Origin of the sequence: Paenibacillus sp. LjRoot56, from assembly GCF_964253335.1 — a bacterium.
Classification (GTDB): Bacteria; Bacillota; Bacilli; order Paenibacillales; family NBRC-103111; genus Paenibacillus_E; species Paenibacillus_E allorhizoplanae.
Map to the genome: position 1 here is coordinate 12,677 of NZ_CAXURV020000004.1, position 13,466 is coordinate 26,142.

Here is a 13,466-nt window from a genome sequence, read left to right on the forward strand (position 1 = left end):
AAACTACAAATGGGAATTTTAATTGTGACATCTTCTTTCCTAAAATTGGAGGTATATTGGTGGTCACTTTGAACATTATTATGTTTTTAATAAGCATTGGGGTTCTGTATACATTGCGAAGGATGCAGAAAATATTCCTACCAATTGAAAAAATAGTGTACTACATGGTCATTGTAGTTACCATTGAACAGATCCATTCAGCGATTCTTGATAATTATAAGCTGCTTGAGTTTTCGGAAGCTCTTTCCGCTTTTTTCTTCTATAAAATGAATCAGTTAATAGTATTTCCGATCGCAACGATGTGGCTTCTTTTTTCGTTTTTCCACAGTAAACCACGGTTCCTCTTCAAAATGCTTTTCTTAGGGATATGGTTTGCAGTTTTGATCGAATCGTATATGTTATTTGAAAAATTAGGTATAGTGAAATTTACGGGCTGGAATTTCGGCTATGCCATCGTTGTTTGGTATGTCGTCTTGGTTGAATCATTTTGCTTCAGCTTATTATTCAGAAAAATGTATGGGAAGTGTGATCACCTTGATATTGTATCCCCCTGAACGATTTGACATAAATGAATGGTTTACTCTAATTTCATTGGCTGTTTTATTAACCGTAGCAATATTGCTTCCAAAACGTTTTTCTCCACTATCCATTATAGTTTATACGGTATTTACTGTATTTATTTCGCAGACAGTTGATTCGTTAATAGCTGTTAAACCATTTGATTTGTATGACGTAAACGATAGTTCTAAATATGAGGTAATGGATATTGTCATTTATTATTTTAATTACCCTCCATTCACATACATTTTTTTATGGTTTTATGATAAGTGGAAGCTGAAAGGAATCTATCGCAATCTATATATAATCGGGTTCTCATTAATATCTGTTTTTTTTGAGTGGTTAGCTCACCTTTGCCACGTATTTACATATAAAGGTTGGAAGCTATGGTATTCCCCCTTCATTTATATAGTAATTTTTATTTCATATATTTTTGTATTTCATCTAACAGAAAATTTACTGAATACGAATCAGAAAAAGAAAAGTAAAGCTTGAGTAACCCAGTTTATAAGGTTTTTTTTTGATCGTTTCAAGTACCTGTTCTTCACAACAAAAAACTACACCCTTCCTCTTTCCTCTTGCCTCAACTTAGCCGGCTGCAAGCTATCGATTCCCTTTTGCATATATATCACTGCTTAAGCTAAAGAGTTTTTGTAAATAGAATTTCTATCGGTTCATCCACAATTTATACCCATTTTTTCACCGAGTTAATTTAAACAATTGGTGTATCCTAATATTGAAAATTGAACTAAAATCAGGAGGCAACAATGAAAACGATCCTAAATTTTTGTATTTGTTTTTTGTTATTTCAGTCAGTTGGTTACGCCGCTCCTCAAAAAGACCGATCTTATTATGAAACGAGAGGAGAAGTCGTCTGGGAAATATCTACCGATGAGAAAGTGATCGCCTTAACATTCGATGACGGTCCTCATCCAAGATATACACCTCAGATCTTGGACTTGCTCAAGCAGTATCATGCTAAAGCCACTTTTTTTGTAGTTGGGAATAAAATAAAACTTTTTCCTGACGTGCTCAAACGAGAAGTAAACGAAGGACATGAGATAGCCAATCATACATATAGTCATGCTTTTCTTTCTAAACGGATAAACATGAAAAATGAAATTAATAAAGCAGAGGAAACCATTTTCTCCGTCGCCGGGATTCGATGTCATTTATTTCGTCCCCCTGGAGGCTTTTATAACGAGAGGTTAGTCAGTATTGTCAAGCAAGAAGGATATCAAATGATAATGTGGTCTTGGCATTTAGATACGAAGGATTGGAGTACGCCAGGGGTCAGTAAAATTGTAAATAAAGTATTAAACAATTCGAGCAGCGGGGATATCGTATTGTTCCACGATTACGTGGAAGGACATACTCAGACTATTGAGGCTCTTAAAAAAATCTTACCGGAATTGGAAAAGAGAGGGTATCGGTTTGTTACCGTCTCCGAGTTATTAACCTATCGCAAGGCAGTCCCTGCTAAGAATCCGTGAACGATCAAGAAAGTTCCTGCTACGGCTTGTCTTTATGCCATTGAGCTGGTCGCTTGTAGCCTCATACTTTCATTAAGTATTATTAACTAGGTTACTTGTTACTTCACCGATGCTGCCGATTGTTTCAGGCAGCATCGGCATGGTATTTATTGAACAAACGTTATACGTTAGCTTAAAGATTGATCCTTAAAGTTACATTTCGTGAACAGGGAGGATAGTTAATATGTTGTTGGAAACAATTATCCGAACGGTGGTTGCTTTCGTTCTTATTATGTTAATTACGCGAGTTCTAGGAAAACACACGATAGCGCGAATGACTTACAATGATTTTGTCGCTTCGATCACATTAGGTGCCATAATCGGTAATTTAGCATTTAATACTCATTTGAAGACTTGGAATCTTATCACTTCTTTTTTGATCTTCAGTGGCATTGCCTATCTCATCTCTTTTATATCCTTGAAGAGCCGAAAAATCAGGAAATGGTTTGCCGGAAAACCGACGGTAGTAATCGAAAACGGCAAAATTATGGAACAGAACTTAAGGAAAATTCAATTTACACTCGACACTTTAAATCAAGAATTGCGAGAAAAGGACATCTTTGATATCGAAGAAGTACAATATGCCATCTTAGAGCTTAACGGTAAACTCTCAGTGCTCAAAAAGCCAGAATATCGTCCCCTTATACAAAAGGATTTGCTTTTGACAGACACAACAAAGATCCAGTTTCCTGTTGAACTAATTATGGACGGAAAGATTATGTCAGATAATTTACAGCAAATTGGTTTATCCAAAGAATGGCTCTCGAAGCAGCTACAGCAACGGGGTGTTACAGCAGCAGAAGTCTGTTACGCTATCAGGGGAACACAAGGTAAACTATTTTTTGATCTATATCATGATCAAATCCGGCATCCAATTGATCAGGAGTAATAGTCATTTATTGGCACCATGAAGTAAGAGGATAAGAACAGACCTATAAGAATTCTCGCCACAACAAAACATCCACTTTAAAGAGTTAATTTGGATAATGTTGTCGAATTTATTGACATTGTGGATACGAAATAAAGTAAAGTAGGCGCTCACCCAGAGAGTGAACGCCATTGGATTAATTCAGTTTCAGTTGCACGCGAGTTTCAACAACAAGGAGAAGCGCTGATTGACCCGAATATGAACGACTGAGCCCTCTCAAGCTGCCGGATCGATTTTCACTTTTCACCGGAAGGCACGTCAAAATCGACCTTAGCCGGTATCGGAGCGCCGAAGTGCGGGTTCCCGTCCGCCGTCCAACCGAATTTCTGCATTCTAGCGCTTCTTTGTTTGCTGCCTCCTTCTGATACCGGTATGGCATGATAGACGATCCAGTCTTCCGTTCCGTCCGGGGATACGGTAAAGCTGTTATGACCGGGGCCGAAGACGGAGTTTTCAACCGATTTATGGAAAACGGGTTTCTCGCTCTTGGACCATGAAGCCGGATTCAGCAGATCGCTGTCTTCCTTCGCGGTCAGCATCCCTAGTGCGTAGTCATCGGACCAGCATGTGCTTGCGGAATAAATCAGGAATACTTTGCCGAATCGCTTAAGGAAGCAAGGCCCCTCATTGATCGCCATTCCGCCTTGATGCTCCCAATCGTATTCCGGCTTAGTGAGCAGCGATTCCTCCCCCTTGATCGTCCAAGGGTTTTCCATTTCGGCGGCGTAGACCGCTGAGCCGTATTTCGGAAAATGGCCGTAGCCCGCGTACATGAAAAAGAGCTTCCCGTTGTGCTCCAGCACCGTTCCGTCCAATCCGGGCAAGGCCGTATTCACGGCCCCCTTCATCCGCCATGTTCCTTCGAGAGGATCGGCATACTCATTTTCCAGCACATAGATTTTGCGGGCATCGTCTCCGCCACCGTTGTTATCTGTGAAATAAATGTACCATTTGCCTCCGAGATGATGGATTTCCGGAGCCCACAGTTTCCTGCTATCCAACCCTTCCGCCGGAGGAGTCCAGACGGTCTTCATTGCGCCGTTCGCAATTCCGCTCATCGATTCGGATTTCCATAAATCCAACCGGTCGCCTCGCGTCACCATAAAATAATAATGACCGTCCGTATGCCGATATATCCAAGGATCGGGACCAATATCCAATATTGGGTTTTGAAATGTTTTCATCTTCATCGTGCTCATATAACGACTCCCTCCCTCTCCATGCATTTATGTAATTTCGGCTTACTCGCCAGCGTTGTGAATCAAAATTGGACTCCGCCTTGGCCGCGATCAAGTTTAAAATCCCAGCGCCATTCTTTTGCATCCACAGTACTGACATTATCCAATACTTCTCTAATGGTCCGCATACCGCAAATGGCAACGGAAACATCGGGATTAGAGAGAACAAAATCTAAGGCAATCTGATGGGGATTGATCGTCTCAAGTGACTCTGGCGCAACGCGCTTCATAAAGCGATAAAGAGATTGACTCGTCAGTGGCCTCATGACGACGACTCCAACGTCATGCTTAGCGGCTTCCGGAATGATTGGATCTGCAGCACCCTGATAAAAGAGATTATACCGAACTTGAATGACATCAAAAAATCCAGATCGAATGGACCAAAGCAATACGTGATCAGGAACTTCGTTCGTAATTCCGATAAAACGTATTTTACCTTGTTTCTGACATACTTTTAGTGCATCCAGAGGTCCGTCATTCATAATTCGGTTATAATCCTCTTCCGTTAAATACCCTCCATGGAATTGCATGACATCGATGTAATCGGTCTGGAAATTCTTCAAACTGGCATCGACGGATCGAATCACATCGTCATACCCAAGATTTGAGGGAACCTTTGTAGCAATATATGCCTCATAGCGACGTTCTTTCAACACGGCACCGATTATACTTTCGCCTAACCCATTTCCATATCCCTGTGCCGTATCAATATAATTAAGTCCCTTGTCCAAAGCTGTATGAAGCGAATCGATACCCACGTCACGGCTTTTCTGAGCTTCATAAGGTTCCAAATAGTTATCCAGCCCCATCGGTGCGCCACCGAATCCAACACAAGAAACGTTTAAATTCGTACGTCCAAGTCTTCTATATTCCATTCTCAACACCGCTTCCTAACTTTTATGCGAGGTTAATTTCTTTGATAAGCTCTAGTGGAATCTTCGGTTTCCGGTCTTCAGTGAGCAGTCCGTTCATTTCCTGCTGGACATCAGTCACCTGCGTATAGCAATACCCACAAATGTAGTCGATATCCTTTATCGCTTGGGTAATGCCCCGGAACCGCTCAACAAAGGCCTCTTCCGTCACGACCTGATTGCCGTACCCCCAGCCTTTATCAGTTTGGAAAGCGATCCCTCCAAATTCACTAATGATGATGGGCTGTCCACGATACGTGTATCCTTGAGCTAGGGCATATTTCCCATTGTTGAAGGCCCATTCGTTGTTTACGATAGGGGTTTTATCCGCATAACGCTGGAGAAATTCCGAACCGTTTTCCACATAATCATGTAAAGTCAAAATGTCTGAGACGGTATGTTCCCATCCGTCATTTGTAATGACAGGACGATTCGGGTCCATCGATTTGGTCAAATGATAGATACCCTCAGTGAACTTCTGCTGCTTACGGTCAGTCAAAATTTGCATAATGCCCCAAGACTCATTAAAAGGCACCCACGTGATGATGCTCGGATGATTATACTGCTGTCTTACAATCTCGATCCATTCCTTGGTGAAAGTCTCAACGGCCTCATCATTAAATTCAAAGGTAGCTGCCATCTCAGACCATACCAAGAGCCCCTTGACATCACACCAATATAAGAACCGCGCATCTTCAATTTTCATGTGCTTCCTCACCCCGTTGTATCCCATGGCGAGAATAGCATCGATATCCTCTATTAATGCTTGCTCCGAAGGCGGCGTCAAATGACTGTCGGACCAGTATCCTTGGTCCAAAATTAACCGCTGATAAATAGGCGTATTATTGAGGAGAACTTTACCTTTTTCAATGGAAATCTTCCTCATGCCGAAGTAAGAATACACGTGGTCGATCACCACGTCATCTTGAAATAAAACAAATTCCACATCGTATAAGTTCGGACTTCGCGGAGACCATCTGCTTACCTTCCATGGACCATTTGCTTCATGCAGCAAATCTACCTCTAATTGCAACCAAGGCCGATCCACGATCAAAGCGGTTTGTTTGAGGATCTTCCCCTTAAAACTAATTCGAGTCTCTAAGCGAAGCTGCCCCTGCTTTAAATCACCATGCGTTCGGTATTCGAAGCGTACCGATTGACGGTCAAGATCAGGTGTCATTTTCACGGATTTGATATAAGATTCCGCCACATATTCCAACCATACACTTTGCCAAATTCCAGTTGTCTGAACATAAAAGCATTCGAAATTGTCATTCACCCAACGCTGCTTACCGCGTGGTTGCGTGCAGCTCTGGCTGTCCTCCACCTTCATGACAAGGCTGTTAGACTGACCAAATTGAATATAGGGCGTAATATCAAATGAAAACGCTGCGTATCCACCTTGATGTTGACCTACACACGTTCCGTTCACCCACAATTTGGCTATATAGTCCACCGCTTGAAAATGCAGGATGATCCTTTTGCTTTCTTGTTCTTTCGGAACTTCGAGCAATCGGTGATACCATATTTGAGGGTGAAATGCCTCTTCGCCAATACCGCTTGCCTTCGTTTCATAAGTGAACGGAACCATAATCTTAAGGTCCCCCTCAAACTCCTCGTACCACTTTTCATTCTCTCCTATGTTTCCGTCATCAAAACGAAAATCCCACTCACCGTTTAAACTATGCCATGATTCTCGTACAAACTGAGGTCTTGGATAGTCCTTTATATACATTTTTGTCGACATCTTGTGATGATCACTCCTACTTCTGATGATTGTTTATTTAAGTTGATCCGCGCACAAACCATCTTGTGCGCGGGAAATGCCTTAATTAATTGGTTCGGAAAAATTCAACATTATCGATATCTGCCCATTGGCTGCCGCTGCTGTTTGAAGCGAAAAATCCTATGATCGCCTGACCACTGGTGACATTAATACCAGAGATTGTCACCTGTGTCCAAGTCGAAGTAACCGGGAAATTGGCTTGCTGAGTTGCCCCACCATAGTTTTTCACTTCCATATAAGTGCTGTTTTGCCCCCCGCTGCTCCTCAAATAAGCTCGCATCGTATAAGTTCCGTTTTGAAGACCTGTAATGGTTTGGCCGACATAAGCTGTACCCGGTGAACTAATGCCTGCAAGACCGATAAAGTAATTCCCTCCACCTGGTGCACGCGCAATACCATCGTTAATACCATGAATGTGAACCCGATCCGGGTAATCGGACCCATATGTCGTCCATCCGTTCACATTTGCCGTTTCATATCCCCAGTTATTCGTGAGATTGACATTCAGCGGCGTGGTCGAAGCTGTTTTGATAAATTCAACGTTATCAATATCCGCCCATTGGCTGTCGCTTGTATTCGCAGCATAAAAACCGATAGTCGCCTGTGCATTTGTTACATTAATGCCGGAGATGGTTACCTGCGTCCAAGTTCCAGTAACGGGAAAATTAGTTTGCAGCGTAGATCCGCCATAGTCTTTCACTTCCATGTAGTTACTGGTTTGACCACCGCTGCTCCTTACATACGCTCTCATGGTATAGGTACCTCTATCCAGACCTGTGATTGTTTGGCCGATATAAGCAGTACCTGGTGAACTGGTTCCAGCAAGACCGATGAAGTAGTTTCCGCCCCCCGGTGCACGTGCAATACCGTCATTTACTCCATGAATGTGAATCCGGTTTGGATAATCGGCTCCCGAAGGCGCCCATCCGTTCACATTCGCCGTTTCAAACCCCCAATTATCGGCAAGATTCACGTTCGAGGGAGTACCTGCATTTCCCGTCCGCAAATAAATGCCTGTGCTAGGAAAGTTGGCGGATGTGACTGCCATAACGCGAGTCGTATCGACAGCCATTAATGAATTCCAGTTGGAAAACTTCGTGTCCGATACAGGGAATACATTATAAAAATAACCCCAAGTCGCGCCGTTATCGGAGCTGATCATCGTTCGCATCGAAGAATAACTGTCTCCCGTATTGGCGCTAGAATCATCCGTTTGAAAGCTGGCCATTAATCTGCCATCGCCTAGTTTGACGACAAACGGTGCTCCAGCTTTTTTCCCTGCATTCGTTGGAATAAACATGGTTTGCCGTGTGCCTGACCAATCTACGCCATCAGTGGAAATTTTATATTTGATTCCAAATGGATGCCCGCTAACGTCCGTAGCTTCGAATACCACAATGTACCTGCCGTCTGCCATTTTTGTAAAAACCGGCATGCCATCTCTGGAGTTATTAGCTACCCCGTCGCTGACAACTGTCTCGCTGTTCCAACCGTTTCCGTTCCAGGTTTTCATCAATAATTTCTGCTTCCCCGAGGTACCGACAACGGCTGAGCTATCGTCCGCATACATGACGGAAATCGTGCTCCCCACATAACCGAGGAATGGCTCCCATACCCCAGTGAAAGAGTTTTCCGATTCGGTCGCTATTTGTCCGTTTGCCAGATCCGACCAGGTGCTGCCTCCATCACTGCTCTTTCGAACTTTCAAATAAGTGGTATACGTGCTGCCAGAATGTAAAACCACGCGATAAGCCAACCAGATGTCTCCATTGGTTAATAGGAGCATCTGACCGTTGCCGACATCCCCATTCGCATCAGAAGCGGCTGTAATAGGCGTCCCCCATGTAAGGCCACCATCCGTGCTTTTCGCTACCTTAACTTTCGTAAAACCTCCATCCGCATTTGAATCAAAGGAAGCCAACATGTTGCTGCTGCTCACCTGAAGCATCCTCGGATACCAAACTCCACCTGTACCGGTAGTGTAAACTGTCGTGTTTGACGTTGGCCAAGCCATCCCGCTCGTTGCTGCTTGAGTCATATTGAAAGGAATAATAAGCGAAGCCACCATCATCATAACCATCATGAATTTACCCAAGCGCAAACGACTTTTAGCTTTCATTTTTACATTTCCTCCTTTGAAAAAATGTTAATCGAATAGCATTATTCATTGCGTGCTTGTGTCGAATCTAGAGGTAATTTAAAGTAATTGAACTATGAAATCACCTCCTTACTAATGATAAATTGGTAAAGAGCCACGATGGCGACGCTGAACGAATACCGATTTTCCCGTGCATCCATGCATTCGCATCCGTCCATTCCAAGGCAGGTTGCTTCGAATCGTTTAGATATACCTTCATTGTTGCTCCACTTACGTCAACTGCGATGTGTACGATTGAACCATTAGCAAAACTGATCGGAGCTGAGTCTACTTCATTCTGGTCATAATTCATTTTCTTCAGAATCATACGTCCATTGCGGAAGGTTAGTTGATAGCCCATGAACGAATCCCTTACTTGCTCAGGAAATTCAGATTCGTTCGTGATACGAAACAAGAGCCCTGCCTCTTCAATAGAATCTGCAGTGGATTTCAAATCAACTTCCACCCGATAGTCCGTCCATTCATCACTGCCCGCATACATTTTGGCATCCGAGCCCTCAGTCTGTACGGCATACCCGTCTTCTTTCTTCATCCATTTGCCATACATATCTTCAGGCAATATTTTATTAAACATATTTGAGAGCTTTTCATCCGGCAGTTCTGAGATTCTGTATATATCCAAATAACGGTAATTCAATTTGCCTTTGACTAACTTTAATTTCAAAATATGCTCCCCCTGTGTTAGCTGCATATTTCCTATGTGCTTTTTAACCCACGGGTTTCCTTCGCTCTGACTCATATGGCCTAATTCGAAACGTTGAGGTTTCCCATCAACCTGCAGTTCCACCACATTTTCATTCCCGTCTTCCTTCATCATGGCATCAAAACCGTAGGTTCCGTCTGACTCCACATTTATTCTAAATGCGAGCCAGTCTCCTTTTCCCGCCATCGTAACGTCATTACTGCCGTCTTCACTCGTTTGGATCGGAACACCGTCTTCTTCACGCATAACGGACCCTTTAACGGGATGCCCGACATGAAATCCTTGATCTTTTTCTCCCAAATAATGAACTGCTTCAATACTTCCGGGAACCGGTTTGGCTGTCTCATAGTCACTGCTGCCATCCGCTTCGTTAGAAAAAGCTGTGTATTCCAACGTCGGCTTGATGTGGCGATATGCATACCCGATTTTCCCAGGCTTCGCATGGAAATCTGTAAGAGTCAGCTTGTTCATTTGATCGAAATAGATGTTAGTACCTCGCGCATTACTCTCAACTCGAATGGTATGCAGCTTAGTAAAGTCCATCGCTTGGGGAAGCTGAGAAGTTGCAAGCTGTTTCCTATTCCCGTCCTTCATTTCGATCAGGGCTATACTTCGCAATGCGGGATCAATACCAACAGAGTAATAATTATTGTCATCCGTATAGGAAAAGACGGTCTCGAACGAAGCCTCCCCCACTCGTATATTCTCCCAGTTCATGCGAAAATTAAATTCTGCTGTAAACCGATTCTTATCGGCAGCTTTATTGCTCAACCATTTCGCTTCATTTACATTGTCACGAACATCCCAAAGCTTCTGATCCAACGGTTTATTGACGCCATCATAAAAATCCGGCATTCGTGGAACCGGTTGAGGAAAATGAGTACCATCGCCAAGAACTACCATTTTCTCGCCGTTAAAAACGATTCGGTCCATATTTAGCATACGAACCGGAGGCCCTTCCTTCGAATGGCCAATTAAATTATGATAAAACATATAATAAGAATCGAGGTTTGGACCTATCACGCTGGAACTATGGCCCAGCCCATTAAAATCTTGTTTCGTGCTGATGACGATCGGGTTATTTTCTGGCACTTTATAGGTTCCGATTGGCGAGTCCGTCGCCACAGCGTAATTAATCCGATATCCTTTACTGAACACGTGATTTCCTGTATAAGTCATGAAATATTTGCCGTCGCGTTTAATGATCATCGAGCCTTCTGTCCAATGGCCCAAATAAGCGTCAAGCGTCTTCTCTTCAGCCATCGTGTAAGGATCAGGCATTTCGTGTCCAATAATACCTTTACCGCTCGCATGCGTAAAATACCATTTGCCGTCATCATCAATAAATACAGAGCCATCAATGGATAAGCCCAAATTTTCAGTTTGAATCGTGAACGGTCCAGTGGGGCTCTCGCTGCGAAGTACATAATGTCCTTTGCCGGCAGGCGAGGTATACATATAGAAATACCCATTCCAGTAAACGACTTCCGGTGCGTAAGCCCCTTCGGTTAGTGGCTCTTCCGTAGCTAGCCCTTCATATTTCCAATGAATTAAATCGCTCGAGCTCCAAGCTTTAATACCCACACGAAAATCCTTCGTACTACAATACAAATAATAGAGTCCGTTATATCGCATAACATAGGGATCACCTATCCCGTAATCAGGCCATTCCTGCTCAAGCGCCAATGAATTCTGATACGATTCCCCAAGCGTGGAATTCAACATAGGACCTCTTCCTTTCCCGCTAAATGAAATTGTAATCACTATGGCTAATAGGAATAATATAACTAGCCCCATAAACATTCTTTTCGTTCGTATCCTACGTTTGGTCATTTTAATCCACTGATGCTTAAGGATTCAATAAAGTACCGTTGGCAGAAAAAGAACACGAGAACAACCGGCACTAAAGCGATCAATGAAGCTGCCATCATATTAGGATAGTTGGCTTGCGAGATATAGTTAGATTGCAAACTTGCAATAATAACTTGAATCGTTTGTTTTTCCGACGAATGCAAATAGATCACAGGTCCAAGAAAATCGTTCCATATCCCCATGAATCCAAGTGCCGCTTGTGCAGCAATCGCTGGTTTTACAATGGGTAACGCCACAGAAGCAAACGTTCGGAAATAGCTCGCACCGTCGATTTTCGCTGCATCAATTAAATCCGAAGGAATGCCCCCTTGCATGAATTGTTTGAAGAAAAAGATCGTGACAATATGACCGAATAAACCGGGTACTATAAGTGGAAGCAGCGTATCCACCCAATTCAGGTATGAAAAACCGATAAATTGAGGAATCATCACCACGGAGTATGGAATCATCATCGTGGCTAGCAAACAAAGAAAAATAGTCTCTTTAAAGGGAAAATCAAATTTGGAAAATGCATAAGCAGCCATCGCAGAAACAAACAATCCCACACCCAAAACACATACCACAATAATGGCGCTATTCATAAATCCAGTTAACAGAGGGGCTTTATTCCAAACATCCACAAAGTTATTCCATGTAATTGGGTCCGGGATCCATTTCGGCGGGAGATCGAAAACATGCTCTTGCGTTTTAAATGCTGTCGAGACCGTCCATACAAATGGAGCCAGCATAACAAAAGAGCCTAGAAGCAAAATAACGTAGGCCATTACATTCGTAGACCGCTCATTTCTATTCATCGCGCAACCTTCCTTTCTCTAGTCGTTATAGACCCAACGTTTGGATAATTTAAATTGAATTAGTGTGATGATAAAGATGATGATACCTAATACCCATGCGACGGCACTGGCGTACCCCATGTTGAAATACTTGAAAGCCTCATTAAAAATATAGAAGACGATCGTTGCCCCGCTGTATTCTGGTCCGCCATCTGTCGCCATAATGTACATTTGGCTAAACGATTGAAAGGTACCGATAATACCCATGACAATAACAAAAAAGTGAATCGGGGAAAGCAACGGAAACGTAATATGGCGAAAAAGATGCCAACGGTTCGCACCATCAACGGTTGCCGCTTCGTAATAATCGGAAGCGATCCCCTGCAGCCCCGCCAAATATAGCACCATGGTTCCACCAATGCCTCCCCATAAACCCATAAGAATGAAAGAAGGCTTAACCCAATTCGGATCACCTAACCAGTTGGGTCCCTGGATACCGAAGAGTTGATAAATCCAATCATTGATCAGCCCATAATCATTGTTCAAGATCCATTGCCATAACAAGGAAACAGCAATGATAGGTGAGATAACCGGAATATAGTAAATGGTTCTCAGGAAAGAAATTCCTTTTAGCTTTCGATTCATTAGAATAGCAACCAGGAGGGAAAAGAACATACCGATTGGTATACCAATGAGTAAATATAAAGTGTTATATAATGATTTATAGAACTTTTCGTCAAATACCATTTCTTTATAGTTCTCAACACCATTCCATTTCGCAGGAGAGATCATGTCCCAATCCATAAAGCTTAATACAAGCGATGATACGATTGGCGCAAGCCCGAAAATGAGAAACCCAAGAACGGGAATGGATATAAATAAGTACGACCATATTATTTCACGGCGTCTAAAGCCTGTTATTTTGTGTGCCCTTATCATACTGATCCCACCTGTTTTAGGACGAAGGACGAAACCGGAAGCCTTCGGCCTCTATTTTCGCCCTTCCA

General features: G+C 42.9%; 10 protein-coding genes. 3 read left to right on the forward strand and 7 right to left on the reverse strand.

From position 1 onward, the window contains the following. Positions 1–59 precede the first annotated feature (59 nt). The 3 genes from ACSQ8O_RS25690 to ACSQ8O_RS25700 all read left to right on the forward strand — a co-directional run bounded on the left by ACSQ8O_RS25690 (position 60) and on the right by ACSQ8O_RS25700 (position 2,979). A complete protein-coding gene (locus ACSQ8O_RS25690; protein ID WP_436243963.1) occupies positions 60–554 on the forward strand; it encodes a hypothetical protein in 495 nt (164 codons plus the stop codon). A 771-nt stretch (positions 555–1,325) separates the two neighbouring features. Then, positions 1,326–2,051, forward strand: a complete 726-nt coding sequence (locus ACSQ8O_RS25695) for a polysaccharide deacetylase family protein (protein ID WP_436243964.1) — start codon at positions 1,326–1,328, stop codon at positions 2,049–2,051. 223 nt (positions 2,052–2,274) lie between these two features. Beyond that, on the forward strand, positions 2,275–2,979 hold the full coding sequence (locus ACSQ8O_RS25700; protein WP_436243965.1) for a DUF421 domain-containing protein: 705 nt from the start codon (positions 2,275–2,277) through the stop codon (positions 2,977–2,979). A gap of 275 nt (positions 2,980–3,254) precedes the next feature. On the opposite strand, the gene ACSQ8O_RS25705 is transcribed toward ACSQ8O_RS25700, so the two are convergent. The 7 genes from ACSQ8O_RS25705 to ACSQ8O_RS25735 all read right to left on the reverse strand — a co-directional run bounded on the left by ACSQ8O_RS25705 (position 3,255) and on the right by ACSQ8O_RS25735 (position 13,398). Beyond that, entirely contained in the window at positions 3,255–4,217 is a 963-nt protein-coding gene (locus tag ACSQ8O_RS25705; protein WP_436243966.1) for a glycoside hydrolase family 43 protein, read from the reverse strand. A 62-nt stretch (positions 4,218–4,279) separates the two neighbouring features. Continuing rightward, positions 4,280–5,131: an aldo/keto reductase gene (locus ACSQ8O_RS25710; protein WP_436243967.1), complete on the reverse strand. Its 852-nt coding sequence runs from the start codon at positions 5,129–5,131 to the stop codon at positions 4,280–4,282. Between the two features lie 22 nt (positions 5,132–5,153). Beyond that, the gene (locus tag ACSQ8O_RS25715) at positions 5,154–6,914 is read right to left on the reverse strand and encodes a glycoside hydrolase family 2 protein (protein ID WP_436243968.1); all 1,761 of its coding nucleotides are present in this window, start codon (positions 6,912–6,914) and stop codon (positions 5,154–5,156) included. An 85-nt stretch (positions 6,915–6,999) separates the two neighbouring features. Continuing rightward, positions 7,000–9,072, reverse strand: a complete 2,073-nt coding sequence (locus tag ACSQ8O_RS25720) for a sialidase family protein (RefSeq protein WP_436244990.1) — start codon at positions 9,070–9,072, stop codon at positions 7,000–7,002. Between the two features lie 100 nt (positions 9,073–9,172). Next, the gene (locus ACSQ8O_RS25725) at positions 9,173–11,539 is read right to left on the reverse strand and encodes a family 43 glycosylhydrolase (RefSeq protein ID WP_436243969.1); all 2,367 of its coding nucleotides are present in this window, start codon (positions 11,537–11,539) and stop codon (positions 9,173–9,175) included. A gap of 104 nt (positions 11,540–11,643) precedes the next feature. Then, positions 11,644–12,480 (reverse strand): carbohydrate ABC transporter permease, encoded by an 837-nt coding sequence (locus tag ACSQ8O_RS25730; RefSeq protein WP_436243970.1) that lies wholly within the window; start codon positions 12,478–12,480, stop codon positions 11,644–11,646. Between the two features lie 18 nt (positions 12,481–12,498). Beyond that, on the reverse strand, positions 12,499–13,398 hold the full coding sequence (locus ACSQ8O_RS25735; protein ID WP_436243971.1) for a carbohydrate ABC transporter permease: 900 nt from the start codon (positions 13,396–13,398) through the stop codon (positions 12,499–12,501). Between the last annotated feature and the right edge of the window lie 68 nt (positions 13,399–13,466).